The organism is Pseudonocardia yunnanensis (assembly GCF_039534065.1).
GTDB classification, from domain to species: Bacteria; Actinomycetota; Actinomycetes; order Mycobacteriales; family Pseudonocardiaceae; genus Pseudonocardia; species Pseudonocardia yunnanensis.
Window position 1 is genome coordinate 58,703 of record NZ_BAAAUS010000001.1, and the last position, 25,045, is coordinate 83,747.

Below are 25,045 nucleotides of genomic sequence, written 5' to 3' on the forward strand. Positions count from 1 at the left end.
GTCGTCAGCCGCCGAGGGCGGCCAGCGCCGCCTCGGCCTGGCGCTGGATGGCCGCCAGCCGGGCCACCCCGACCTCGGCCTCGTCGGTGGCGCCCATGACGCCCCCGGCATAACGGCTGTACACGCCAGCCCCGATGCAGGCCCATCGCCAGCGCGCGAAGGCCACGTAGAAGTCCAGGTGGGAGACGTCGCGGCCGGAGCGCTCGGCGTAGCGGTCCACCAGCTCCGCGCGGTCGGCGTAGCCCTCCACGAGGCTCGGCCCGGCGATCGTGGGTGGCACCTCGTCGCCGGGACGGCCCCAGGACGCGATCAGCCAGCCGAGGTCGGCCAGCGGATCACCGAGCGTCGCGAGCTCCCAGTCGAACACCGCGCGCACCCGCCCGTCCGGACCGACCGCGAGGTTGCCCAGCCGGAAGTCACCGTGCGCGATCCGCACGTCGGCCTCCGGGAGCGCCGTGGCCTGCTCGACGAGCCGGGCGTGCACGGCGTCCACGGTGGACAGATCCGGTACCGACGACTCGTGCACCTGCCGGTGCCACCGGCGGAGCTGCCGCTCCAGATAGCTGCCGGAGCGGCGCAGATCACCCAGGCCGACGTCGTCGGGGTCCACGGCGTGCAGCGCGGCCATGACGTCGACGGCGTCGAGGCCCGCCGTGCGTCGGGGCGCCCCCGGTTCGAGCCGGTGTCCGGAGGCCTCGTCGCCGAGCACGTCGCCGTCGACGAACTCCATCAGATAGAACTCGGCACCGATGACGTCGGTGTCGGCGCAGAAGGCGACCGGTGGTGCCACCGGCACCGGGGTGGGCGCCACCGCCGTGATGAAGCGCCATTCGCGGTTCATGTCGTGAGCGGTCGCGAGCACCATGCCGGTGGGCGGGCGGCGCAGCGCCCAGCGGCGACCGGTGGCGTCGGTGATGCGGTAGGTGAGGTTGGAGTGCCCCCCGGAGATCCGCTCGATGTCGACGGGCTCGTCCCCCACCTTCATCTGGGGCACCTCGGCGCGGAGCCACTCGGTCAGCGGACCGGCGGGCACCGCATCGATCTCCGGTGATCGGCTCATGTCGCCATCCAATCCCCTCACCCCCCACCCCTCGCAAGCCGACCCCCGCCGGGGGCCGGGCGGCAGGGTCAGGTGGGGAGAGGGAGGACCAGGGTTTGCAGGAGGCGGTCCAGCTCGGCTTCCGGATCGGCGGTGATCCCGGTGTGCACAGGGCCTGCCTGCACGATCGTGCTGCGCGGAGCGGTCAGGCGGCGGAACCGGCGGCCGCGGTCCTCCTCCCCCGCGGGCCCGGCGTAGCGGGCGGCCTCCGCGCCTCCGTCGTCGCACACCGCCACGACGGCGTCGAGGGCGCGGGCGATCACCGCACTGTCGGCGGCGGGGTCGAGTGCGCAGAGGCGCCCGCTGTCGAGGTGCACTCGCGCCCCGAGGTAGTCCAGGGGGCGGCAGTACAGCAGTACGCCGGCGTTGATCGCCTCGCCGCGCTCGATCCTCGGGACCACCCGGAGCAGGGCGTACTCGAAGGCGTGCCGGCTCATGCGCGGTGCTCTCTCTGCGCGACGCGGAACGGGGGCTTCGGTCCCCGCGTGGGTGGCGGTTCGGTGCGCCCGTCCGCGCGGGCGGCGGCCGCCGCCTTCACCCCCGGCAGCCATGCCTCGCGTGCGTCACGGCGGGCGAGCACCTGCGCCACGATCGCCGCGCGGACGTCGTCGGGGCCGGCGAAACCCGGCTCGTCGGCGAGCCATCGGTCGGGCACGGCGTCGACCGCGCCTTGTAGCAGTTCGGGTGTGATCCGCGGGGCGAGCGCGGCGTCGGCTGCGTCGAGGTCGGGAGCGCAGCCGAGCAGCACGTGGTCGGCGGCGTCGAACGGCCTGTGCACCCAGCCCTGCGCGGCGGACCAGGCGTGCTGGAACGTGAGCGTGGCGCCGTGGTCGATCAGGTACGGCGCACCGTGCCAGAACAGCATGTTGGCGTTGCGCCACGAGCGGTCGACGTTGCCGACGAGCGCGTCGAACCACAGCACCCTGCCCGCGAGTTCGGGACCGACGGGGAACGCTCGGGGGTCGAGGTCGAGCGCGCCGGGCAGGAAGTCGATGCCGAGGTTGAGCCCCGGGCTCGCCCGCAGCAGCTCCTGCACCTCCTGATCGGGCTCGGAGGCGCCCAGGGCCGGGTCGAGCTCCACCGTCACGAGCTCCGGAACAGGCAGGCCCAGCCCGCGTGCCAGCTCCCCGGACACGATCTCCGCGACGAGGACCTTGCTGCCCTGTCCCGCGCCGTAGAACTTGACGACGTACGTGCCGAGATCGTCGGCCTCCATGAGCCCCGGCAGCGATCCGCCCTCACGCAGCGGCGTGACGTAGCGGATCGCCGTGACATGGCGCAGCATCCACACCCCCTGCTCGACGGGACAGTGACCGGGCGTCGCGCCCGCTCCGGGCCGGTCGCGCAACGGGCCCATCCTCGCACCGCGGCGCGCAGGCATTTCCGGCCCCGTCACACGGACTTGACGACCTCGCTTACCGTCATCGCACCACGACGACGACGATGAGAGGCGGGCGTTTGACTGCTCCCCGCCCTGGAGGACGGGGATTCTCCCAGTCGCCTGGGAGAGTTCCTGTTTCAGCGACCGCTGCCCGCAAGCGCTTGCGCGCGTGCAGGTCTTACGCCGTCTCCGCAGGCGAGCACGGCCAGCCCGGCCGCTCGTATGTTCAGCGCCGCGTTCACGTCGCGGTCGTGGTGCGCGCCGCAACGGCACGTCCACTCCCGCACGTTCAGCGGCATCTTGTCCCGGAGCGCACCGCACGCGGAGCACACCTTGGACGAGGGATACCAGCGGTCGATGACGACGAGGTCACGGCCGTACCACTCGCACTTGTAGCCGAGCATGCTCCGCATCTGCGACCAAGCAGCATCAGAGATAGCGCGCGCGAGGGAATGGTTGCCGACCATGTTCCGAACTGCGAGGTCCTCGATCACGATCGTTTGGTTCTCACGAACGAGACGAGTGGTGAGCTTGTGCAGGTGATCCCGGCGCCGGTCGGCGATGCGGGCGTGGACACGCGCGACCTTGACCCGGGCCTTCGCCCGGTTGTTGGAGCCCTTCGACTTCCGCGCCAGCCTGCGCTGAGCCAGCGCGAGCCGCTTCCGGTCCCGACGCTCATGGCGCGGATTGGTGACCTTCTCGCCCGTGGACAACGCGACCAGCGACGTGATCCCCGCGTCGATCCCCACCACACCCGCGGTCGGGGCTGCGTCGGACACGGTGGCTTCGACCAGCAGCGACACATGCCAGCGGCCGGCCACGTCCCGGGACACCGTGACCGTGCTCGGTTCGGCGCCCTCAGGCAGGGGCCGGGACCAACGAATGTCGAGTGGCTCGGACATCTTCGCCAGAGTGAGGCGCCCGTCGCGCCACCGGAACGCAGACTTGGTGTACTCGGCGGACTGGCCTCCACGCTTGCGGGACTTGAACCGCGGGTACTTGGCCCGCTTGTCCCAGAAGTTGGTGAACGCAGCCTGCAGGTGCCGGAGGCTCTGTTGAAGCGGGACCGACGAAACCTCGCCAAGGAACGCCAGCTCCGGATCCTGCTTCCAACCGGTGAGCAGGGCCGACGTCTGCACATAGGAGACGCGCCGCTGCTCCCCGAACCAGGCTGCAGTGCGGGCTTCGAGGGCCCGGTTGTAGACCAGCCGGACGCATCCAAAGGTCCGCGACAACTCCTGTTCCTGCCGGTCGGAGGGGTAGAAGCGGTACTTGAACGCCCGCTTCACCACCCGCTCCGTCACGCTCACACAATACGACCTCGCCGTGTGAGGCGCGGTTCACCCCTACGGACAGAACGGCTCCTCCCCAGCCTGAATGCAGGGGTATCCGCCGGTTTGGAGTCCCGATGACCGACGCGCAACCCATCGCCGCGACGAGCCCGGTCGATGAGGTGCCACCCACGGGGCGCCTTCTGGTGCTCGGCGTGCAGCACGTCCTCGTGATGTACGCGGGGTGTGTCGCCGTGCCGCTGATCGTCGGCACAGCGCTGCAGCTGGACACCCGCACGATCGGGCTACTGGTGAACGCCGATCTCGTGGTGGCGGGGATCATCACGCTGATCCAGACCCTCGGGATCGGGAAGATCCTCGGCGTGCGGCTGCCGGTCGTGACCGGCGCCACGTTCACCGCGGTCACCCCGATGATCCTGATCGGACAGAACTTCGGCCTGCCCGGGGTCTACGGATCGATGATCGTCTCGGGGATCTTCGGGATGCTGATCGCGGTGCCGTTCTCGAAGATCATCCGCTTCTTCCCGCCCGTCGTGACCGGCAGCGTCATCACGATCATCGGACTCTCGCTGATCTCGGCGGCGGCGGGGCTGATCGCCGGGAACGACCCGACCGCCCCCGATTACGGCAACCTCTCCGGGCTGGCGCTCGCCGGAGGGATCGTGCTGGTCATCATCCTCATCACGCGGTTCGTGCGGGGGTTCGTCAGCCAGATCGCGGTGCTCACCGGGCTCGTCATCGGGGCGTTGGTGGCGATCCCGATGGGGATCGCGGACTTCTCCGGCGTCGCCGAAACACCCTGGTTCGGGGTCTCCCCGCCGTTCCTCTTCGGGGCACCGGAGTTCCCGATCGCCGGCGTGATCTCCATGTGCGTGGTGATGCTGGTGATCTTCGCCGAGTCGACGGCCGACATGCTCGCGATCAGCGAGACCACAGGTGAGCGGCTGTCACCCGGGCGGATCGCGCGCGGGCTGGCCGCCGACGGGTTCTCCGGCGTGCTCGGGGGCGTGCTCAACTCGTTCCCCGACACGATCTTCGCGCAGAACGTCGGCCTGGTGCAGCTCACCGGCGTGCGGAGCCGGTTCGTCCCGGCCGTGGCCGGCGCGATCCTGCTGATTCTGGGCCTCGTGCCCAAGTTCGGCGAGGTGGTGGCGTCGCTGCCCGGCCCTGTGGTCGGGGGCGCCGGGCTGATCATGTTCGCGACCGTCACCGCCGTCGGCATCCGCACACTGCACAAGGTGCGGTTCGAGGGCACGAACAACCTCATGATCGTGGCCGTCTCGATCGGCGTCGGGATGCTGCCCGTGGTGGCGCCGTCGTTCTACGCGAAGGTGCCGGGCGCCTTCGAGATCATCGTCGGTTCCTCGATCACCTCGTGCGTGATCGTGGCCTTCCTGCTGAACCTGCTGTTCAACCACCTGCCGTGGCGACGGCCNNNNGCCGCCCGCCATCCGGCACGCAGCGGAGCCGCGCGCCGACGCGTGATCCACGCGCTTCGCCCGCCTCTCGGCGAGGAGCGCGGCTCGGGACGGCGGGGTCAGGCTTCCGACCTGCCCTTGACCGGGGTGCTGCGCCAGATCGAGGACTCCGTGTGCGCCGCGGCGCGCCGGGTGGGCGGCTGCATGTCACGCCGGTGCTGCTGCTGCCGCACGCGCACCAGGTGGTCGACGCTGTAGCGGCCCGGCCCCGTGGCGGCGATGGCGATCAGCCCGGCGGCGATGACGCCGACCAGCTCCCACCCACCGTTGGCGACGAAGATGCCGTTGGGGATGTGGACGAAGATCGCGGCCCCACTCATGATCACCAGCATCAACGCGCACACCACCGGCGTGAGCGCTCCGGCGATGAGCATGACGCTGCCGGCGAACTCCACCACCGTCACGAACGACGCAGAGATGATCGCGAGCGGGATGCTCAGCGTCTCGAATCCCTCTGTCGTGCGGCCGATGCCGTTGAGGATCAGCTTCTGATACCCGTGGGCGAACATGACGACGCCGATGAGGACGCGCGCCAGCAGGAGCGCCCAGTCGCGCGCGGGCGGTGACAGGGCTCGGTTCATCGGGTCCTCCGAAGCACTGGGTGATCAACCTGACTCGGTGCGTAACGACAGTCAACCCCACGTAGGCGAGTGATCACGCAAGGTCACCCGGAGGCCTCGGCGGCCGTACCGTCATCCGCGATGAGCAGTAGCCGCGACGGCTCGGTCGCGCATTTGTTCGACACCCGACCGGTTGCCGCGTTCGATCCGCCGTTCGCCTGGCTTTCGGCCGCCGATCGGCCGCCACCGCAGTGACGGCGAGTCGCGATGGCCACGTTCGCCGCAGCAGGAGTACCTGCCGCCGCGTGATCGGCTACGGAGAGTTTGGCGGCCAACCCTGTCTGCACCGGCCTCCTACGGAGTCACGCGCTGACAGCTGTCGCCGGGCCCTACTACCGTGCGAACGAGTAACGGCACGAGGAGGACTGAGCCATGGACGGACCGCTCACCCTGGCGATCGACGTCGGAGGCTCGGGGCTCAAGGCCTCCTTGCTGTCCCCGAAGGGCGAGATGCTCTCCGACCGTCAGCGCCGTGAGACGCCGTATCCGTGCACACCACCGGTCCTGCTCGACGAGCTGGCCGAGCTCGCCGCCACCCAGCCCACCTACGACCGGGTGTCCGTCGGCTTTCCCGGCGCGATCCGGCGGGGCAGGGTCCGCGAGGTGCCGGCGTTCTCCCGACGCGGGCCCGGCCAGGATCCGGATCCGGAGCTGGTGGAGCAGTGGACCGGCTTCGAGCTCGAGACCGCCCTCGAGAAGCGCTTCGGCAAGCCGACACGGGTCGCCAACGATGCCGACGTGCAGGGCAGCGCCGCGATCAGCGGCCACGGCATGGAGCTCGTGATCACCCTCGGCACCGGCGTCGGCTGCGCGGTCTTCTTCGACGGCATGCTGCTGCCGCACATGGAGTTGTCGCACGGGCGCTTCGGTGAAGGCCTGTCCATCGAGGTGTCCTGCGGCGACAACCAGCGGCACAAGGTCGGCAAGGAGCACTGGCGCAAGCGCGTGATGAACGCTCTCGACGCGCTCGAGGCGATGGTGCTGCCCGACCACACCTACATCGGCGGCGGCAACGCCAAGCGGCTCGACGAGGACAATATAGGGCCTAACCGCACACTGGTGCCGAACATCTCGGGCCTGCTCGGCGGCATCGCGTTGTGGGAACGCACCCTCGGTGCCCAGGAGAGTGTCCCCACACCCGCCAAGACCTGATTGGCGGCAGGATGACAGGCGTGCCTGCAACCGACATCACGACAACCGCCGAGTGGTCCGCGCTGGCCGAGCACCACAAGGCCGTGGCCGGCCTGCACCTGCGTGAGCTGTTCGACACCGACTCCGATCGCGCGAACGCGATGACGACGTCCGGTGCCGACCTCGTCCTCGACTACTCCAAGAACCGCATCACCCGCGACACCCTGCCGCTGCTGGCCGCGCTCGCCCGCGCGGCGGGGCTGCCCGAGCGCACCGAGGCGATGTTCTCGGGCGAGCACATCAACACCAGCGAGAACCGGGCGGTGCTGCACACCGCGCTGCGCCTGCCCCGGGACGCGTCCCTGGTGGTGGACGGCCAGGATGTGGTGGCCGACGTGCACACGGTGCTGGACCGGATGGGCGCCTTCTCCGACGCGATCCGCACCGGGAAGTGGACGGGCCACACCGGCGAGCGGATCCGCGCCGTCGTCAACATCGGCATCGGCGGCTCCGACCTGGGTCCGGTGATGGCCTACGAGGCGCTCAAGGCCTACGCCGACCGTGACCTGACGATGCGCTTCGTCTCCAACATCGACCCGAACGACATCTCCGAGGCCACGCGCGACCTCGACCCCGCCACCACCCTGTTCATCATCTCCTCCAAGACCTTCACCACGCTCGAGACGCTGACCAACGCGCACGTCGCGCGGAAGTGGCTGCTGGACGGCCTGGGCGGCGACGAGTCGGCCGTGGCCAAGCACTTCGTCGCGGTCTCGACGAACGCGAAGGAGGTGAGCGCCTTCGGCATCGACGAAGAGAACATGTTCGGCTTCTGGGACTGGGTCGGCGGGCGCTACTCCCTCGACTCCGCGATCGGGCTCTCGCTCATGGTCGCCATCGGCAAGGACCAGTTCGACGAGTTCCTCGCCGGCATGCACGCGATCGACGAGCATTTCCGCACATCCCCGCTCGAGCAGAACCTGCCGGCCATCGCCGGGCTGCTCAACGTCTGGTATTCGAACTTCTTCGGCGCCCAGACCCACGCCGTCCTGCCCTACAGCCAGTACCTGCACCGGCTGCCCGCCTATCTCCAGCAGCTCACGATGGAGAGCAACGGCAAGTCGGTGCGTGGCGACGGCTCGGCCGTCACCACCGTCACCGGCGAGATCTTCTGGGGTGAGCCGGGCACCAACGGGCAGCACGCCTTCTACCAGTTGCTGCACCAGGGCAGGCGGCTCGTTCCCGCCGACTTCATCGGGTTCGCCGAGCCGCTGCACGTGGTGCCGGTCCCCGACGGCGGAACGAACGGCGACATGCACGACCTCTTCATGTCGAACCTGTTCGCCCAGACCTCGGCACTGGCGTTCGGCAAGACCGCACAGGAGATCGCGGCCGAGGGCACCCCGGCGGAGATCGTGCCCCACAAGGTGATGCCCGGAAACCGGCCGTCGTCCACGATCATGGCGCGCAAGCTCACCCCGTCGGTGCTCGGGCAGCTCATCGCGTTCTACGAGCACATGACGTTCGTCGAAGGCACGATCTGGGGCATCGACTCGTTCGACCAGTGGGGTGTGGAGCTGGGCAAGGTGCTGGCCCGGCAGCTCGGCCCGGTGCTCACCGAGCCGCAGGCCGACACCAGCGGGCTCGACAGCTCCACGGCGGCGGGGATCCGCCGCTACCGGGAGTGGCGCCACCGCTCCGTGTGAGTCCTTCAGCCCACAGTCCGGCCTGGTCATCGGGCCGGGCGGAGGCGGCGCGGGCACTATGGAGCGATGACTGACGTACAGGAGGAGGACGGGGGCCCGGTCGAGGGTGCCGCGGCCGACACGGTCGCGGACGCCACCGATGCGCACCGGGCCACTGTTCCGGCCCGCACTGATCCGGCCGACGGTTCCCCGGGCGGCGCGCGCGTCGCCCCGTCCGGCCGACCGCTGCGGATCGACGACGTAGCCGACTACCCGTCCGTCGGCGCCGGCAACGGACTCGAGAACGCAACGCCCGCCGGTCTTCGCGAGCGTGTGCTCGTCCCCGCACCGCAGCCGGGAACCGGCGCGCTCGTCACGGCGTTGCTGGCGTTCGCCGCCGCGGCCGGCCTGTACGCCGCGTTCACCGGTGGCGGACCTGCGCTGGCGGATTCGGCGCTGCTGAGCGAGTCGATCGAGGTCCGCTCCGGTGGTCTCACCCAGCTGGCTGTGTTCGTCACGAACGTCGGGAACACCACGTCGATGGCCGTTCTGGCCGTCGTCGTCGCCGGCTGGTGCTGGTACCGGGGCCGCCGAGCGGACGCGGTGCTCGCCGTCGTCGCCATGGCCGGATCCGCAGCCCTGTTCAACCTGTTGAAGGACGCGTTCGGCCGCCCGCGGCCGCCCATTGCGGACCGGCTGGTCGACGCAGGGAACGAGTCGCTGCCCTCGGGGCACGCGACGATGTCGATCGTGGTGATCGGCACCATCGTCGTTCTGGCGTGGGCAGGCCGGTCCGTCATGACCCGTGTGGTGATGGTGGTGGCCGCCGCGGTGTGGGTGGGTGCGGTGGGGGCCACCCGGGTCTATCTGGGTGTGCACTGGTTCAGCGACGTGGTGGCGGGCTGGCTCGTCGGCGCGGCCTGGCTCGCGCTGTGCGTGGCGGTGTGGAACTTCGTGAAGAGTCGGTCGCCGCGTACGAACGGCACTCCGGTCCGATAGATCAGCCCGAACGCGCCGCTCGTTCGAGCCGGGGTCGCCCGCACCCGCGTCAGGACTGTTCCGCCGAGCACCACCACGTCGTGCGTCCCCCGACCGTGCCGTGCACCATCGGTGCTCCGCAGCGCGGGCACGACGCGTCGGCGTGCCGGAACGGGTTCACCTCACCCGTGTGCGCACCGCCGTTCGCGATCGCCCCGGCGATCGCCCGCTGCATCGCCGCGTACAGCCGGTCGAGGGTGTCGCCGTCCAGATCACCGGCAGGCGCCGATGGCGACACGGCGGCCTGCCACAGGATCTCGTCGGCGAGCAGGTTGCCCACGCCGGCGAGCACCGACTGGTCGAGCAGGCGCGCCTTCACCGGCGCGCGCCCTCGCCCGACGCGGGTGCGGAACTCCTCGCGCGTGATCGTCTCGGCGTCGGGGCCGAGCTCCGAAAGGTCGGGGTCGAGGCGGACGCGCCCGAGGCGGCGCTTGTCGAACAGCCGCAGCTGCCCGCCGTCGGTGAACGTCATCGTGAAGCGGTCCCACTCGGCCTTGCGCGGGGTGCGGTCGGGACGCACCGGCTCTCCCCCGCCCCGCTCGCCGTCAGGGCCTGTGACGATGATCCGCCCGCCCATCCCGAGGTGGACGCCGAGCGGCGGACCGGCCTCGCCGTCGGGGCCGACGGTGTCGAGCCACATCGTCTTGCCGCGGCGGTGCGCCGCCACGAGCCGACCCCCGACGAGCGCCCGTGCGATGTCACCGGGACGATGCGGGCGGCTGACCCACTCGTCGTTGTCGTCGACGGCCTGGATCTCCCGGTCCAGGGCGCTTTCGAGGGCCTGACGCGCACTCTCCACCTCGGGCAGCTCCGGCACTCCCCCAGTCTGACGGTGGCGCGGAACACTCGCGCACCTCGCCGTGTTGGCCCGCTCATGGGCCGATCACGGGTGCGGGCACCGGAGCTCACCGGACGTCGCTGGTTGAACACGGGTGGTGAGCCGCTCTCCCTCGCGACACTGCGCGGCAAGATCGTCTTGCTCGACTTCTGGACTTTTTGCTGCGTCAACTGTTTGCACGTGATCGACGAGCTGCGGGAGTTGGAGGAGCGGTTCGCCGACGTGCTGGTGACGATCGGTGTGCACTCCCCGAAGTTCGTGCACGAGGCCGACCCGGACGCCGTCGAGGCCGCGGTGGAGCGCTACGGCGTACACCATCCGGTGCTCGACGATCCCGAGCTCACCACGTGGGACGCCTACGCCGCGCGGGCCTGGCCGACCCTGGCCGTCATCGACCCGACCGGGTACGTCGTGGCGCAGATGTCCGGTGAAGGGCACGCGAACGGGCTGGGCGTGCTGATCGAGGAGCTGGTGGCCGAGCACGAGGCCGCCGGCACGCTGCACCGCGGCGACGGGCCGTACGTGGCGCCGCCGGAGCCGACCACGGCCCTGCGTTTCCCCGGGAAGGCGATCAAGCTGCCCGGCGGCACGCTCCTCGTGTCCGACACCGCGCACCACCAGCTCGTCGAGCTGGACGCCGACCTCGTCACCGAGCGTCGGCGCATCGGCACCGGCGAACGCGGCCTGGCCGACGGGGACGAGCCCCGGTTCGCCGAACCGCTCGGTCTCGTGCTGCTGCCCGACGCGGTGGCTGCGACCACCGGCTACGACATCGTGGTCGCCGACAGCGCCAACCACGCCCTGCGCGGGGTGCGGCTCGACGACGGCCACGTGACGACGGTGGCCGGAACGGGCGCCCAACTGCGCGAGCGGGTCGATGTCGGTGCGTCGGCGGCCGAGCTGTCGACGCCGTGGGATCTCGCGTGGTGGGAGGAGCGGGTCGTCGTCGCGATGGCGGGCAACCATCAGCTGTGGTCGTTCGATCCCGTCTCCTGCGCGGTCACGGTGCTTGCCGGCACGACCAATGAGGGCCTGCGCGACGGGCCACCGGACGAAGCGTTCTTCGCGCAGCCGTCCGGGCTCGCGGTCGCCGCGGACGGGACGCTCTGGGTGGCGGACGCGGAGACGTCCGCGTTGCGTGCGATGGTCGACCGGCCCGCGGCGGGAGCGGCGGTGACGACGGCCGTCGGGCTGGGCCTGTTCGACTTCGGGTTCCGGGACGGATCGGCCGACACCGGCGACGAACCCGCGCTGTTGCAGCACCCGCTCGGCGTTGCAGTGCTCCCCGACGGGTCGGTGGCGATCGCCGACACCTACAACGGCGCGATCCGTCGGTACGACCCCAGCACGCGCACGGTCGGTACGCTGGCGCGGGGCCTGCAGGAGCCGAGCGATCTCCTCGTCGACGGCGACGCGCTGGTGGTGGTGGAGTCCGCGGCGCACCGGCTCGTGCGGGTGCCGGTGCCGGCGAGCTCCCGGGTGGACCGGGGCGCACACCGCGTGCGGCGGGCCCGCACCGACCTCGCGCCCGGCGGACTGTCACTCCGGATCGACTTCATGCCGCCCACCGGGCAGCACCTCGACACACGCTTCGGTGACCCGACGTCGTTGACCGTCACGGCCTCGCCGCCGGAGTTGCTCACCGCGGGCGCCGGCACGGCTACCGGGCTGGCGCGAGAGGTGCGGTTCGCTCCCGACGGGCCGGTCGAGGGCGTGCTGCAGATCAGCGTGGCGGCCGCGGCCTGTGACGACGGCGACGGGGTGTTCGCGGCGTGCCACCGCTACCAGCAGGACTGGGGCATCCCCGTGCGTCTCGTGGACGGCGCGCCCGACGAGCTCGTCCTGGACCTGCGCGCGGTGCGGGAGTAGCGAAGAACAGGTACCCCCGTGTGGCGGCGTGCTCCTCACGCCGCGCGGCCGGGGTGTCCTCGGCGGACGCGACGGAATGCGGGCGCGGATCCGGACCATTCCGCTCCCGGTACGTACGACTCGTAACGTAATGCGCTGCGCGAGTGTATGTTCGGACTCAGCCAGGTGATGACTCTGCGATCAATCACCGTTCGATTGACATGACACCGGTTAGTCTCACTGAAATAAGCGCGAGTACTAGCAGAAGTAGCGTCTCGCCCTCGGATGGATCGACCCGAATTCTTGGTGCCATGCCAGTACCGAGAGTGCGCGGAAATCAGGACTCGCCGGCACACTACGGGCTTGCATGGCCATTTCGGCGCGGTCGAGACGTACGCGCCGAGCGAGACGTGATGTCCGAAACGGAGAATTGAGGCGGCCTCCCGCGGGAGGATTCCGATGCCATCCGCTCCCACTCGAGCACTCCGACCCGATGACCAGCATCGAGGACAGCCGACGATCACCTCTTCACGGACCCGGGTGCGCATTCGACGCTGACACCCCCGGTACCGGAGAACACCCAGGTACTGCTATCGGGAATAGCACCCCATGACCGCTGTCGGCGTCGATCATTTTCGTCATCAATGAGGGACCATGTCTGAAATCGGAAGAGAAACACGGCCGGATCCTTTCGTGCGCCCAGCCGGGATGATTGTCGACGGAGGCAGTCCGGCAACTGGCGCCGAAAAGGCGCTCCTGGAGATCCTGACGGACGTCGCACGCGCGGAGCGGGCGACGGTCGAGAGCAACTTCTTCCACGACCTCGGCGCCGACTCGATGGTCATGGCCCGGTTCTGCGCCCGCGTCCGAAAACGACCCGACCTTCCGACGGCGACGATCAAGGACGTCTACACGAACCAGACGATCAGAAGTCTGGCGGCTGCACTCGCGGAGACACTGCCTACCGCTCCGGTGGCAACGGTGCCTCCCGTGCCGAAACCCTCACCACGGCCCCGGGTCTCCGCCGATCTGGGCAGCCCGACGACCGGCCCGCCGATCAGCACGGAACATGCACTACTGGACATCCTCAAGGGCGTCGTAGGCGTGGAGCAGGCGGCGGTCGACAGCGACTTCTTCCACGACCTCGGCGCCGACTCGATGGTCATGGCCCGGTTCTGCGCCCGCGTCCGAAAACGACCCGACCTTCCGACGGTGACGATCAAGGACGTCTACACGAACCCGACGATCAGGAGTCTGACCGCGGCAGTCGAGAGCACATCGCCGGCCGCCCTGGCGGCGCCGGCCCCCGAGGAGGCGCCCGCGGAACCCGCGGCGCGGCGACGGGCCGGTACCCCGATGTACGTGCTCTGCGGAGTGATCCAGCTCCTGGTGTTCGTCGTGTACCTCGCCTTCACCGAGGCGGCCGCCCAGGTGGGCGACGACTGGATCTCCGCAGCCCCGAACGTGGTCGAGCTCTTCCTGCGGGCGGCCGTGTACGGCGACGTCGCCGTTCTCGCGATGTGCATCCTCCCGATCATCGCGAAGTGGGTGCTGATCGGGCGGTGGAAGGCTCAGGAGTTCCCGGTCTGGAGCCTGGCCTACGTCCGCTTCTGGCTCGTCAAGACATTGACGCGGTCGAACCCACTCGTGCTGTTCGTCGGTGGCCGGTCGCGTACCACCGCGACGTCCCCGGTCATCAACTTCTACCTGCGGGCACTGGGCGCGAAGATCGGCCCCGGCGTCGCGATCTACACCCGAACCCTGCCGGTCTGCACCGACCTGCTCACGATCGGTGCGGGGACGGTCATCCGGAACGAAGCATTGATCTCCTGCTACCGGGCGCACGACGGGAAGATCCAGATCGGCCCGGTTCATCTCGGGAAGGACGTGTTCGTCGGCGAGGCGTCGTTGATCGACATCGGAGCGTCCATGGGCGACGGCGCCCAACTCGGACACGTCTCCTCGCTCCACGCGGGGCAGAACGTGCCGGCCGGCGAAAGCTGGCACGGATGCCCGCCGGAGCGCACGGACTCGAACTACCGGATGGTCACGGAAATCCCGGGTTCGCGGCGCAGGGCAATGTCCTTCGGAATCTCGCAACTGCTGGGCATATTCGTCGTCTCCGTCCCACTGACAACCGGCCTGCTGACTCTGGCCGTCGACAGAATCCCGCAGTTGACCAGGCTCCTGGACCCCGAGCCGGGGGCACTCACCACCTGGTCCTTCTATCTCGACCTGGCCACCGTCTCCGCTGTGGTCGTCGTGGGCACTCTCGTGCTCGCACTACTGGCCGTCGGCACGATTCCCCGCCTACTCAACCGCTTGATCGAGCCGGATACGGAGTATCCCTTGTTCGGCTTCCACTACGGGATTCACACAGCGATCGCGCGACTGACCAACAGTCAGTTCCTCTTGAATCTCTTCGGCGACAGCTCGTACGTGGTCCCCTACCTTCGCTGGATCGGATACGATCTCTCCGCGGTGGTGCAGACCGGGTCCAACTTCGGCACGAAAGTCAGGCACGACAACCCCTACCTGGTCACGATCGGGAGCGGGACGATGGTGGCCGACGTGCTGGCAATGCTCAACGCCGAACTCTCGAGCACCTCGTTCCGTCTTTCGCGGACGAGGATCGGGGCGAACAGCTTCGTCGGAAACAATCTCTACTTCATCCCGCAGAGCAGAGTGGGCGACAACTGCCTCATCGGGTCGAAAACCATGATCCCGATCGACGGTCCACTCCTGGAGAACACCGGACTCATGGGCGCTCCCGCCTTCCCGATCCCACGGACCGTCGCACGGGACAAGGCGCAACGCATGGGACGGTCCGACGAACGCCGGGGCCTCAGCGCCAAGAACAGACACAACATCGTCACCATATTGCTCTTCCTGTTCCTGCGGTGGTCCTTCCTGCTCTCCACACTGGTCCTCGTCGGAACCCTCTCGGCAGTCTACGAGGAGGGCAACGTCCTGCTGGCAGTGGCATTGTCCGGGGTGTCCTACCCGGTGTGGTTGATGGTCGTCTGGGTACTCACCGAACGCCTCGTCACTCCACGATTCAGAAAGTTGCGACCGCAGTACTGCTCGATCTACGACCCATATTTCCGCAAGCACGAACGGTACTGGAAGGCCAACTGGCAGGACTACTACATGCTGTTCAACGGCACCCCGTTCAAGAGTTTGCTGTGGCGCATGCTCGGTGTGCGGGTCGGGCGCCGTTTCTTCGACGACGGCATCTTTCTCACCGAGCGGTCTCTCGTCACCATCGGTGATGACTGCACAGTTAATCAGTCGTCAGAACTTCAGGGCCACTCCCAGGAGGACGGCATCTTCAAGTCCGGCTACATCACGCTCGGCTCCCGCGTCACCGTGGGCAGCGGCGCGTGGCTGAACTACGGCACGACGGTCGGCGACGACGTCATCATCGAGCCGCACGCCTATGTCATGAAGGGTGAGGAGATCCCCGCTGACGCCCGCTGGGGCGGCAATCCGGCTGTCGAGGTCCGGGACGGCCACGAGCACGGCATCGACCTCACCCGCCCGATCGGACGGGTGACCGTAGGGACGGCGGGTGTCTGACGGAGAGCCCGAAGCGGGGGCCTGCGCATCCGTTCGAGGCCCCCGCACCGGTGTCGACCTGGCCAGAGGCCTCGCGCTACTCGGTCTGATGGCAGCCGGCGTGTTCCATGCCGCCCCCGGCAACGGCCCGTCGGCGTTGGGCCCCATGAGCGCAGGTGACTGTCCCGCAGTGGCGTTCGCACTGGTCGCGGGCGTCAGCCTCGCGCTGACCTCCGGGGGATGCCGGATCCCGGATCGTCGGCACCGCGCTTCCGCCCGCGCGGGCGTCGCCGTGCAGGCCGTGCTGATCGCGGCGATCGGTCTCGCGCTCGGGTTCAGCGACGCCGTGCCGGTCGTCCTCCCCTACTACGGCGTGCTCTTCCTGCTCGCCACCCTGTTCCTCGGGCGCAGGCCATGGTTCCTGGCGCGTTTCGCGGCCGTGGTGCTGCTCGTCACCCCGATCATGGTGACCTCCACTCTCGACAGCGGCGTCCCGCAGCCCCAGGGGAATCCCACCTTCTCGACCGTGGTCGCCGATCCGTCCGGGCTGCTCATCGACGTGTTCGTCACGGGGCTCTACCCCGTGCTCGTCTATCTCGCCTCCATCTGCGCGGGTCTTGCCATCGGCCGCATGGACCTGTCGTCGGTGGAGCTCACCCGCGGACTGCTGATCGGCGGACTCGCGGTCGTGGCCGTTTCGTGGGTGTGGTGGCTTGCCTTTCCGGCATCGCGTTCGCACGGCTGGGTCTATCTCATTCGCAGCATCAACAGCCTCGGCTCAGCAGTTGTGGTGGTCGTGGCCGCGCTGCTCCTGGTGCGCACTCGCGCGACGGAACGTCTGCTGCGGCCGTTCACGGCCGTCGGAACGATGGTGCTCACGCTCTACTGCGGGTACGTGGTGGTGGTTGCCACCGGTGTGCTGGGAAGCAGCCCCGCTGAGCAGTACCCGGTGCTGCTCGCCGGTGCGTTGCTGTTCGCCGTGCTGTGGCGACGGTTCCTGGCGGAGGGGCCGCTGGAGTTTCTCGTGGCGCAGCTCGCTCGCAGGGCACGGCATGCCGTGCTGGCGGCCGGCACGGAAGAGCCGGAGTGACCGGACGCCGATCGCCCGCCCGCGCCGGCAGCTCATTCCTGCGTATCGCGCGGAGCGTCAGCCGGCGTCGACAAGGCGTGGTGCGCCACGGCGCACACCACGGCGTAGCGACTGCTCGGAGCTTCGCTCAGAACGCCGTCTCTCCCACCGAGCTGCTCCCGCACCCGGTCGACGTCCCACCGGTGGTGGCCTCCGGGTGTGGTGACGTCCGGCACGAGCAGGCCGATCCCCACCCACCTGTTCACGGCGGCGCGCGAGACGCCGAGTGCCTTCGCGAGTGCCCCGGTGCTCACTAGTTCCACGCTGCGGACAGTAGGCGCTGATCAGCAGCGGTGTGTGCGCTTCCCGGCATGGCGTTTGCAATCGTTCGTTCGAGCCCGCACGAGCGCAGGCCGCGTCCTACTCGTCGCGCTTCCGCTGCCCACGCAGCTGCTCTCGCACGCGCTTGACGTCCCAGCGGTGGTGTCCGCCCGGCGTGGTCACATCGGGCGTGATGAGCCCCGCGTTCACCCAGCGGATCACAGCTCCCCGCGAGACTCCCAGAGCCTTCGCGAGGTCTCCGGTGCTCACCAGGTCCTCCACGTTCTCAACGTTAGGCGCTGGTCAGAGCCAATGTAGCTGCTCCGGGACAGTCTCAGCGAACATCTCAACTCAGAGCAAGTATCTCGACTCGTCACAGCTCGGGTTTGTTCGGTACGATTCTGAACGTTCCGAGCGGGCGAGACCCTGGGGGAGACGTGACCGGTGAGTACAGAGCTGACGCTCCTCCGGACGAGCGGGAGATCAGCCCGCGAAACGGCGAGGCTCGACGTGGCGAGTGACCCGCAGGTCTCGTGGGCGGCCCTGGTTGCCACGGTCGCAGCAATGCCGGACGTGGCGGCGCGGCTGCTCGCCGATCACGTCGACGACGGAACCGGCAGGTGCCGCGGGTGCACGCGGGGTGGGTGCGGCACACCGAGCGCGCGGTTCCCCTGCACGCTGGCCGCGCTCGCCGCGCAGGCCACTGCCCGCACCAGGTTGCGCGTGGTGAGGTAGCCGGGCTCGCGCGTTCTCAGCTGCCGAGGGCACGCAGGGTCGAGGAGTTCAGATCGCCCGGCACGGACGGCCACGCAGCGGCCGCCCGTGCCGTCTCGACGAACCGGTGGACCACCGGGACGTCCATGTCCGTGCGCCACGCGATGGACAACGAGGAGGCGGACAGCTCCCGCACCGGGATGAACGCAAGGCCCGGTCGGTCGTAGAAGCGCTGAGTCGAGGCCTGGGTGAAGGCCATCCCGCGCCGGGCCAGGATGGCCTCGAAGCACTCGTCCACCGTGGTCACCTCCGCGCCCAGCTGCACCGGCCGGCCGTCACGGGCGTCGGTGGCGAGCCAGAAGTCGCGCCAGTAATCCGGTGCCCGGCGCGCGACGAAGGGCTGATCGGCCAGCTGTTCGAGGGTGACCTCGTCGAACTGCGCCAGCGAGCACTCGCTCGACACCACGAGCAACCGCGGCTCGACGAACAGGGTCTCGACTGCCAGCCAGTCCTGCATCAGCAGCGGCGGCCGCACGAAGGCGACGTCCGAGCTGCCCGTGGCCAGGCCGACGTAGGGGTCGGAGAAGTCGTGCGAGCGCATCTCGACCTGGATGCCCGGATGGCGGACCTGGAACGCGGAGAGGATCTTCGGTGTGAGCTCCGCCGCCGCGTTGGCCTGGAAGCCCACCACGAGCGAGCCTCGCGCCCCGTGCGCCGCGGCGCGGGTCAGCTCCGCCGCGCGATCGGCGGCGTCGAGCAGGCGCCGGGCCTCGCCGAGCAACACCTCGCCCGCGGCGGTCAGCTCGACGTGTCTGCTGGTGCGCAGCAGCAACGCGGTGCCGATGCCGTGTTCGAGCTTGCGGATCTGCACGCTCAGCGAGGGTTGCGCGATGTGCAGCCGGGCCGCTGCCCGACCGAAGTGCAACTCCTCCGCCACCGCGACGAAGTAGCGCAGGAGGCGCAGCTCCAACGGCGTGTGCACCCTACCGACGATAGGCCGCGGATCCGCGGTCCTACCAATTGCTGGGAACTATCGGTCGGTGCACGACAGGTATTGGACCGGCGCATCCGGCGGGGAGTCAGATTGACGGCGAACCGCTCAGAGAGGAGTACCAGGATGGCCACCGCCACCCAAGCCCCGGCGCCCGCCGACTGGGCCCGGGCCTTCATCGAAGCCAACGACCAGGATCCGGAGATCCAGGCCCACGGCAAGTACTTCACGTGCGCCTACCTGCTCGACATGGCGGAGCACACCTTCGTGGTGCGCATCGTGTCGGGGAAGGTCGCCCAGGTCGCCGTGGATCCCGGCCCACTCGACGTGCCCTACCAGTTCGCGATCCGGGCCAGTGCCGAGACGTGGCGGAACTTCGGCGTGGCAACGCCCCCGCCGATGTACCACGGCATCTGGGCGGCCACCTTTCAGCGGGACATGAAGCTGGAGGGCGACATCCTCGTCCTGATGCAGAACCTCCGCTGTCTGACGCGCCAGATCGAGTTGCTGCGCGGCATCGGCGTTCCCGTCTGACATCCCGAAAGCGGAGAGGAATCGATCATGGCGAGGATTTCCCCGGTGACGGGGCACTACGTCGACGTGGACGTCGACGGGCTTTCGTACAAGGTCTTCTATCTGGAGAACGGATCCGGCACGCCGCTCGTGTGCCAGCACACGGCGGGCTGCCACAACCACCAGTGGCGCGGCCTGCTCGAGGACGAGGACATCACCGCGAACTACCGGGTGATCGCCTACGACCTGCCGCGGCACGGCAAGTCGGATCCGCCGGAGAACAGCGAGTGGTGGACCGAGGAGTACAAGCTCACGGCCGACCACTACGCGAAGTTCATCGTGGCTCTCTGCGACGCCCTCGAGCTGGAGCAGCCGGTCTTCATGGGCTCCTCGTTCGGCGGCAACATCGCACTGCAGCTCGCCCTGCGGTATCCGGAGCGGTTCGCGGGCGTGATCCCGGTGGAAGGCGCGGACTACTCCCCCGGCTTCTACCTCGACTGGTGGCAGCACCCGCACGCCAACGCTGCGCAGGTGTGCGCGAGCGGCGTCTGGGACCTGATGGCACCACAGTCGCCGGTGGCCGACCGCTGGAAGACCTGGTTCTACTACAGCCAGGGTTCGGAGGCGTTCAAGGGCGACCTGTACTTCTACTCGGTCGACCACGACCTGCGGGACAAGCTCGGGGCGATCGACGGCGAGCGGTGCCCGGTGGTGATGTTGACCGGCGAGTACGACTACCTCACCACCCCGGACGACGGTCGGCGCACCGCAGCCCAGATCAAGAACGCGTCGTTCATCGAGATGAAGGAGATCGGGCACTTCCCCATGAGCGAGAACTACGGGGTGTTCCGCGGTTACCTCAAGCAGGCCCTGGAGCAGCTGCGTAGCAAGCAGTCGGCGTAGCCCTCACCGGAGCGCGTCGTTCGGCAGCACGGCGTGCACACCCCAGGTGTCGTTGGCCACCTGGGTGATCCGCATGTCGACCGTCGCGCTCGCGAGCGCGAGGGCCGCGGCCTTGGGGTTCTCGCCGTCGAAGTCGATCAGGGTCTGCATCCACGCGAGCATGGCGTCGAGGGCCTCGGCCATGGCCTCGTTGAGGTCCTCGTGGAAGCCGAACGTGATGCGGCCGCCGGGGGTGACGGCGTGGATGCCGGGTACGGCCGGATCGGTGACCAGGTCGAGCGCGACCGTCGTGGTCATCGGGCACTCGATCGCGGTGCCACCGACCTCTCCATCGCCCTGCGCGGCGTGGCCGTCCCCGAGGTGCAGTAGCGCTCCCGGGACCGTGACCGGTAGGTAGAGGGTGGATCCGGCGACGAGCTCACGGCAGTCGATGTTCCCGCCGCCCTCGGCGCGGGGCGGGATCGTGGAGTGCTCCCCCGCCGCGGCCGGGGGCAGTCCGATCACCCCGAGGAACGGGGCGAGCGTCACGCTGTGGCCGCGGTCGTTGACGCCGACGCCGCGCTCGGCGTCGAGCGCCCAGAGCAGGTGGGACGGCGGGCCGTCCGCGAGGCCCAGCCGGCGCACCAGCCACTTGTCCCTCGCCGCGGCGATGGTCCAGCCCCAGTCGCCGGGCCGCATCGAGACCAGGTGCACCGCGAGCACCATGCCCGGCTCCGCGCCGCGCACCTCGATCGGACCGGTCAGGCAGTGGCCCCCGCGGGCGGCGAACATGAGCGGCCGCTCCTCGCCCGGCTTCTGCTGGCGCTCGAGATGTCCCTTCGCGTCCAGCGATCCCACCACCAGCGTGTCCCCCGGCTCGACGGTGAGGACGGGCGCCGTCTCGCGACTGAGGACGTTGATCGTCGTCTCCGGGGTGGGCCCGAGGTGGTGCTCGGTCATGCGACTCCTTCCGGGAGTACCGGATCGCGTGCGGCGGACGCGACGCCCGATGATCACGATCCAACGGGATGGTCGCACGCCGCGGCGCGGCCGGGCGCATGCGCCGAGCCAGTAGAGCAGGCCGAGGTGTGGCGGGTCGGTGGCGTATTCGCCGACGTGCCGTGTGCCGGTGGTGCGAGGCAGGTTCGGGGCGGCGGCCGGCGTCGCGAGCGGGCATCTCGTTCACCGGTTCACGTGGTCGGCCGGTTCTCTGCCCGTCCGGCCGGAGCCGAAGTGGTGCCCGTCCGCGATGTTTCCGATTGCGACTCGCCGCGGGTCGAGGAGATTCTGTCGAGGGCCCAGATCAGGAATGCCAGCGTGGTGAGGCCGGCGCCGAGAACGCAGACGGCGCTCCAGCCCGCGACGCTGTAGGCGGTGGTTGCCGCGATCGCGCCACCGCCGGTGCCGATGGCGTAGTAGACCGTGTTGCTGCCGATGAGCCGGCTGCTGGCGTCGGGATCGATCGCCACGATCACGTGCTGGTTGGTGACGCTGATGGCCTGCCCCGCAAAGTTGAGGATGATGATTCCGATGATCAGCGGGATCAGGGACTGCGGTAGCCAGCCGATCGGCGCCCAGGACACGGCGAACAGCACGAGGGCGACGCCGGTCACCCACTGCGCCCGACCGCGGTCGGCCAAGGCGCCTGCGCGGGAGGCGCCGATGGCTCCCGCGACGCCGGCGAGACCGAACAGGCCCACCTCGGTGGTGGACAGGTGCCACGGCGCCGCTGTCAGCGGCAGTGCGACGGATCCCCAGAGGGCGCCGAAGCCCGCGAACACCAACAGCGTGATCAGGCTGCGGACGCGGAACGCGCGCTCGTGAATCGTCAGGGTGACGACCGATGTGATCAGCCGCCGGTAGGAGACTGCTCTCCTGGTGGTTTCCGGTGGCAGCTTGCGGGCCAGTACGAGCGCGAGCCCGAGCATCAGCAGCGCCGAGACGACGTAGATCGAGCGCCAGCCGAGGGCATCGGCGAGCACACCGGACACGGTACGGGCGAGCAGGACGCCGAAGACGACGCCGCTGGTCACGATGCCGAGGATCCGGCCCCGCGACTCGGCACTGCTCAATGCCGCTGCGTAGGCGTTGATGACCTGCTGCACGACCGACACCACCCCGACGATGGCGCTGGCGATGAGGAACATCAGTGAGCCGGGAGACACGGCCACAGCGACCAGGGCTGCCGCGGCGATCACGCACCCCGCGACGATGAGCATCCGCCGGTTGATCAGATCGCCCAGTGGCACGATCAGGATCAGGCCCAGCAGGTAGCCGACCTGGGTCACGGTCGTGACCAGCCCGAGTCCGGCCGGCCCGACTCCGAGGTCTCGTCCGATCTGCTCCAGCAGAGGCTGGGCGTAGTAGATGTTCGCGACTGCCATCCCGGAAGCGATGGCCAGCATGACCGCGAGCTTGGTGCTGATTCCGCCTGGTGCGTCGCCGGGGGTTTTCCGGGCAGTGGGTGGACTCATCGATCTTCCTCGTGGCTTGCCGGCGTCTCGAGGGCGGCCACTACAGGGACAGCACGACATCGTTCGGGAGACCCAGGAGAGCCTTTCCGTAGACCTCGGAGCTGATGCCGGGCAGCAGAGTCACATGCCGCGCCGCGACGTTCGCGTCCTGCCAGATCCGCTGCAGCGGGCTGGAGTCGACGAAGCCCCCGGAACCGTGCACGTTGAGCAGGATGGTGATCGCTTCCACCACCTGTGCCGCAGCCCGGCTCGCGTCCGCCCGCACCCGGGCCCGCACGGGGAAGGACGGCGGCTCGCCTCGCGCGGCGTGGTCGTCGAGATCGTCGGCAGCCCGGTACGCGTGCAGGTGCGCAGTGTCGATCAGCAGCGCGGCGTCGCCGAGCTGCATCTGGAGGCTGGCGGAGTCAGCCTGCCGGCGGAACACGGTGCCGGCCACTCGTTTCGTGCCCGCCGCGTCCAGCACGTGGTCGAGCGCCGCCCGCCCCAGCCCCAGGAGCGGGCCGATGAGCCCCATCGTGTGAGTCGGGTAGAAGCCGCTGCGATAGGTGATCTCGTCCTTGTGCTCGGTCGGGTAGTCGCCCGCGTCCAGGCGCGCCCGCGGCACCACGCGATGCCACGGCACGAACACGTCCTCTGCGCTCAGCGTGTTGCTCCCCGACCCCCGCATCCCGGCCGTGAACCACGTGTCGGTCACCGTGTAGTCGGCGGCCGGGACGGGCGCGAGCGCGCCCTCGATCACAGCCCCGGTCTCGTCGACGAGGTTGAACCCGAGCATTGCCCACTGGGCGTGCAACGAGCCCGAGACGTAACCCCAACGGCCGGACAGCCGCACACCTCCCTCGACAGCGACAGCGGTGCCCACCGGCGCGAGCGAGCCACACACCCGCGCATCCGGGTCGGCGCCGAAGACGTCGTCCTGCACACGGGTCGGACACAGCCCGATGTCCCAGGCTGAGTGGTTCACCAGCGATACCACCCAGCCCGCGGCGCCGTCGCCGTACGCGACGGCCGCCATCACATCGAGGCTCGTGCGGACGCCCGCCTCGTATCCGCCGTATCGCCTGGGCAGCATCACCTTGAACAGGCCCGCACCCGCGAGGGCGGCGATGCTCGCTTCGGTGACCCGTCGATCAGCGGCCCCCTGCTGGGCGTTGTCCGCCAGAAGCTGCCGGAGCCGCTCCGCGCGGGCAACCAGGAAAGATCGGTCATCCATCGACCGGCCCACTGATTCCGAAAAGTCCGTACTCATCGGGCTTTCCTTCAGGAAATGTGAAGTCATGTTCCTTCAACCATCCGAACAGGATGAGGTCGGACCGTTGACGATTCATGTCGCACGCTTTCGCCAACGGAATGGGAATACCGGGTTCGAGGTGTGCCCGGCTGGTCAGTCGGTGGTGACGAGCAGCCCTGTCGCGAGTTCGCCGATCGCCTCGATCGCGTACTGCTGCATCTCCGGGCCGAAGGTGATGCGCGTCGCGCCCAGCCGTCCCAACTCGGCCACGGACCTCTTTACCGGTCCGGCAGCCATGTTGATGGGACCCTCGATGCCCTCCCGCAGCGCCGGGAGCACCTCGGGCGGGGCCAGGAGCGGGTACACACAGTCGGCGCCGGCGGCCACGTACAGACGGGCGCGTTCCACGGCGTCGGCCGGGTCACCCGTCCCGAACAGGAAGGTGTCGACACGCGCGTTGATGAAGAGATCGTCACCGGCCTCGGCCCGTACCTCGGCCAGCCAATCCGCGTGCCGCTTGGGTTCCTTCATCGTGGTGTGGTGCTCGGAGTCCTCCAGGTTGCAGCCGACGACGCCCGTCTCCAGTAGCCGCCCGACCAGCTCCCTGGGTGCGAGGCCGTAACCCCACTCGACGTCGGCGGATACGGGCACGGAGACGGCCCGGACGATCCTGGCCACCGCGGTGAACATCTCGTCGCGCGGGGTCGAGCCGTCCTGGTAACCGAGCGAGGCGGCGACCCCGGCACTCGGGGTGGCGAGGGCGGGGTAGCCGGCGTCGGCGAAGACCCGCGCGCTCGCAGCGTCCCACGGCCCCGGCAGGACGAGCGGGTCGCCGGCGGGGCGGTCATGGTGCAGGGCACGGAAGATGGAGACGGTCATTAT

The 25,045-nt window shown here is 69.4% G+C and carries 22 protein-coding genes and 1 pseudogene; 10 read left to right on the plus strand and 13 right to left on the minus strand.

What is annotated here, in order from left to right; genetic code table 11:
* Window positions 1–4: 4 nt before the first annotated feature.
* The 4 genes from ABD743_RS00310 to ABD743_RS00325 form a co-directional block, all read right to left on the minus strand.
* Window positions 5–1,060 (minus strand): phosphotransferase family protein, encoded by a 1,056-nt coding sequence (locus ABD743_RS00310; RefSeq protein WP_344717529.1) that lies wholly within the window; start codon window positions 1,058–1,060, stop codon window positions 5–7.
* 68 nt (window positions 1,061–1,128) lie between these two features.
* Entirely contained in the window at window positions 1,129–1,536 is a 408-nt protein-coding gene (locus ABD743_RS00315; RefSeq protein ID WP_344717531.1) for a DUF3037 domain-containing protein, read from the minus strand.
* Window positions 1,533–2,456: a HipA family kinase gene (locus tag ABD743_RS00320; RefSeq protein WP_344717533.1), complete on the minus strand. Its 924-nt coding sequence runs from the start codon at window positions 2,454–2,456 to the stop codon at window positions 1,533–1,535. The genes ABD743_RS00315 and ABD743_RS00320 overlap by 4 nt, the downstream gene beginning before the upstream one ends.
* A gap of 161 nt (window positions 2,457–2,617) precedes the next feature.
* Entirely contained in the window at window positions 2,618–3,784 is a 1,167-nt protein-coding gene (locus ABD743_RS00325; RefSeq protein ID WP_344717534.1) for an RNA-guided endonuclease InsQ/TnpB family protein, read from the minus strand.
* 104 nt (window positions 3,785–3,888) lie between these two features.
* On the opposite strand from ABD743_RS00325, the pseudogene ABD743_RS00330 reads away from it, so the two are divergent.
* A pseudogene (locus ABD743_RS00330) lies at window positions 3,889–5,175 on the plus strand (nucleobase:cation symporter-2 family protein); the annotation flags it as partial.
* A gap of 134 nt (window positions 5,176–5,309) precedes the next feature.
* Here the strand turns inward: ABD743_RS00330 and ABD743_RS44370 are convergent.
* Window positions 5,310–5,831: a DoxX family protein gene (locus ABD743_RS44370; RefSeq protein ID WP_379659484.1), complete on the minus strand. Its 522-nt coding sequence runs from the start codon at window positions 5,829–5,831 to the stop codon at window positions 5,310–5,312.
* Between the two features lie 411 nt (window positions 5,832–6,242).
* Here ABD743_RS44370 and ABD743_RS00340 point away from each other — a divergent pair, with 411 nt between their 5' ends.
* The 3 genes from ABD743_RS00340 (at window position 6,243) to ABD743_RS00350 (ending at window position 9,685) form a co-directional block, all read left to right on the plus strand.
* Window positions 6,243–7,022, plus strand: coding sequence for an ROK family protein (locus ABD743_RS00340; protein ID WP_344717536.1), 780 nt, complete (start codon window positions 6,243–6,245; stop codon window positions 7,020–7,022).
* 20 nt (window positions 7,023–7,042) lie between these two features.
* Window positions 7,043–8,707, plus strand: coding sequence for a glucose-6-phosphate isomerase (gene pgi / locus ABD743_RS00345; RefSeq protein WP_344717537.1), 1,665 nt, complete (start codon window positions 7,043–7,045; stop codon window positions 8,705–8,707).
* Window positions 8,708–8,773: 66 nt separating this feature from the next.
* Window positions 8,774–9,685, plus strand: a complete 912-nt coding sequence (locus ABD743_RS00350) for a phosphatase PAP2 family protein (protein WP_344717539.1) — start codon at window positions 8,774–8,776, stop codon at window positions 9,683–9,685.
* A 49-nt stretch (window positions 9,686–9,734) separates the two neighbouring features.
* On the opposite strand, the gene ABD743_RS00355 is transcribed toward ABD743_RS00350, so the two are convergent.
* Window positions 9,735–10,541 (minus strand): Fpg/Nei family DNA glycosylase, encoded by an 807-nt coding sequence (locus ABD743_RS00355; protein WP_344717541.1) that lies wholly within the window; start codon window positions 10,539–10,541, stop codon window positions 9,735–9,737.
* A gap of 57 nt (window positions 10,542–10,598) precedes the next feature.
* On the opposite strand from ABD743_RS00355, the gene ABD743_RS00360 reads away from it, so the two are divergent.
* The 3 genes from ABD743_RS00360 to ABD743_RS00370 all read left to right on the plus strand — a co-directional run bounded on the left by ABD743_RS00360 (window position 10,599) and on the right by ABD743_RS00370 (window position 17,058).
* Window positions 10,599–12,431 (plus strand): NHL domain-containing thioredoxin family protein, encoded by a 1,833-nt coding sequence (locus ABD743_RS00360; protein ID WP_344717544.1) that lies wholly within the window; start codon window positions 10,599–10,601, stop codon window positions 12,429–12,431.
* A 687-nt stretch (window positions 12,432–13,118) separates the two neighbouring features.
* Entirely contained in the window at window positions 13,119–15,989 is a 2,871-nt protein-coding gene (locus tag ABD743_RS00365) for a Pls/PosA family non-ribosomal peptide synthetase (protein WP_344717546.1), read from the plus strand.
* Window positions 15,982–17,058, plus strand: a complete 1,077-nt coding sequence (locus ABD743_RS00370) for a DUF418 domain-containing protein (RefSeq protein WP_344717548.1) — start codon at window positions 15,982–15,984, stop codon at window positions 17,056–17,058. The genes ABD743_RS00365 and ABD743_RS00370 overlap by 8 nt, the downstream gene beginning before the upstream one ends.
* A 32-nt stretch (window positions 17,059–17,090) precedes the next feature.
* Here ABD743_RS00370 and ABD743_RS00375 read toward each other — a convergent pair whose 3' ends face one another.
* Window positions 17,091–17,360 carry a hypothetical protein gene (locus tag ABD743_RS00375; RefSeq protein WP_344717550.1) on the minus strand — a complete coding sequence of 90 codons (270 nt, stop codon included), beginning with the start codon at window positions 17,358–17,360 and terminating at the stop codon, window positions 17,091–17,093.
* 97 nt (window positions 17,361–17,457) lie between these two features.
* Window positions 17,458–17,640, minus strand: a complete 183-nt coding sequence (locus ABD743_RS00380) for a MerR family DNA-binding transcriptional regulator (RefSeq protein WP_241042043.1) — start codon at window positions 17,638–17,640, stop codon at window positions 17,458–17,460.
* Window positions 17,641–17,802: 162 nt separating this feature from the next.
* On the opposite strand from ABD743_RS00380, the gene ABD743_RS00385 reads away from it, so the two are divergent.
* Window positions 17,803–18,093 (plus strand): hypothetical protein, encoded by a 291-nt coding sequence (locus ABD743_RS00385; RefSeq protein ID WP_344717553.1) that lies wholly within the window; start codon window positions 17,803–17,805, stop codon window positions 18,091–18,093.
* A gap of 16 nt (window positions 18,094–18,109) precedes the next feature.
* Here ABD743_RS00385 and ABD743_RS00390 read toward each other — a convergent pair whose 3' ends face one another.
* Complete coding sequence (locus ABD743_RS00390) at window positions 18,110–19,054, minus strand: LysR family transcriptional regulator (protein WP_344717555.1); 945 nt, start codon at window positions 19,052–19,054, stop codon at window positions 18,110–18,112.
* A 135-nt stretch (window positions 19,055–19,189) separates the two neighbouring features.
* Between ABD743_RS00390 and ABD743_RS00395 the strand changes: the two genes are divergently transcribed.
* A complete protein-coding gene (locus tag ABD743_RS00395) occupies window positions 19,190–19,597 on the plus strand; it encodes a hypothetical protein (RefSeq protein WP_344717557.1) in 408 nt (135 codons plus the stop codon).
* A gap of 27 nt (window positions 19,598–19,624) precedes the next feature.
* Window positions 19,625–20,479, plus strand: a complete 855-nt coding sequence (locus tag ABD743_RS00400) for an alpha/beta fold hydrolase (RefSeq protein ID WP_344717559.1) — start codon at window positions 19,625–19,627, stop codon at window positions 20,477–20,479.
* Between the two features lie 3 nt (window positions 20,480–20,482).
* On the opposite strand, the gene ABD743_RS00405 is transcribed toward ABD743_RS00400, so the two are convergent.
* The 4 genes from ABD743_RS00405 to ABD743_RS00420 form a co-directional block, all read right to left on the minus strand.
* Window positions 20,483–21,418 (minus strand): acetamidase/formamidase family protein, encoded by a 936-nt coding sequence (locus tag ABD743_RS00405; RefSeq protein ID WP_344717561.1) that lies wholly within the window; start codon window positions 21,416–21,418, stop codon window positions 20,483–20,485.
* Between the two features lie 230 nt (window positions 21,419–21,648).
* Window positions 21,649–22,932 carry an MFS transporter gene (locus ABD743_RS00410; RefSeq protein WP_344717563.1) on the minus strand — a complete coding sequence of 428 codons (1,284 nt, stop codon included), beginning with the start codon at window positions 22,930–22,932 and terminating at the stop codon, window positions 21,649–21,651.
* A gap of 40 nt (window positions 22,933–22,972) precedes the next feature.
* Complete coding sequence (locus tag ABD743_RS00415; protein ID WP_344717565.1) at window positions 22,973–24,181, minus strand: acyl-CoA dehydrogenase family protein; 1,209 nt, start codon at window positions 24,179–24,181, stop codon at window positions 22,973–22,975.
* A gap of 135 nt (window positions 24,182–24,316) precedes the next feature.
* On the minus strand, window positions 24,317–25,042 hold the full coding sequence (locus ABD743_RS00420; RefSeq protein WP_344717567.1) for an isocitrate lyase/PEP mutase family protein: 726 nt from the start codon (window positions 25,040–25,042) through the stop codon (window positions 24,317–24,319).
* Between the last annotated feature and the right edge of the window lie 3 nt (window positions 25,043–25,045).

Bases quoted from the DNA above. Each gene is read 5' to 3' on its own strand.
- ABD743_RS00310 (WP_344717529.1), bottom strand. From the start codon at position 1,060: ATGAGCCGATCACCGGAGATCGATGCGGTGCCCGCCGGTCCGCTGACC.
- ABD743_RS00315 (WP_344717531.1), bottom strand. From the start codon at position 1,536: ATGAGCCGGCACGCCTTCGAGTACGCCCTGCTCCGGGTGGTCCCGAGG.
- ABD743_RS00320 (WP_344717533.1), bottom strand. From the start codon at position 2,456: ATGGGCCCGTTGCGCGACCGGCCCGGAGCGGGCGCGACGCCCGGTCAC.
- ABD743_RS44370 (WP_379659484.1), bottom strand. From the start codon at position 5,831: ATGAACCGAGCCCTGTCACCGCCCGCGCGCGACTGGGCGCTCCTGCTG.
- ABD743_RS00340 (WP_344717536.1), top strand. From the start codon at position 6,243: ATGGACGGACCGCTCACCCTGGCGATCGACGTCGGAGGCTCGGGGCTC.
- ABD743_RS00350 (WP_344717539.1), top strand. From the start codon at position 8,774: ATGACTGACGTACAGGAGGAGGACGGGGGCCCGGTCGAGGGTGCCGCG.
- ABD743_RS00360 (WP_344717544.1), top strand. From the start codon at position 10,599: ATGGGCCGATCACGGGTGCGGGCACCGGAGCTCACCGGACGTCGCTGG.
- ABD743_RS00365 (WP_344717546.1), top strand. From the start codon at position 13,119: ATGATTGTCGACGGAGGCAGTCCGGCAACTGGCGCCGAAAAGGCGCTC.
- ABD743_RS00395 (WP_344717557.1), top strand. From the start codon at position 19,190: ATGGCCACCGCCACCCAAGCCCCGGCGCCCGCCGACTGGGCCCGGGCC.
- ABD743_RS00400 (WP_344717559.1), top strand. From the start codon at position 19,625: ATGGCGAGGATTTCCCCGGTGACGGGGCACTACGTCGACGTGGACGTC.
- ABD743_RS00405 (WP_344717561.1), bottom strand. From the start codon at position 21,418: ATGACCGAGCACCACCTCGGGCCCACCCCGGAGACGACGATCAACGTC.
- ABD743_RS00410 (WP_344717563.1), bottom strand. From the start codon at position 22,932: ATGAGTCCACCCACTGCCCGGAAAACCCCCGGCGACGCACCAGGCGGA.
- ABD743_RS00415 (WP_344717565.1), bottom strand. From the start codon at position 24,181: ATGAGTACGGACTTTTCGGAATCAGTGGGCCGGTCGATGGATGACCGA.
- ABD743_RS00420 (WP_344717567.1), bottom strand. From the start codon at position 25,042: ATGACCGTCTCCATCTTCCGTGCCCTGCACCATGACCGCCCCGCCGGC.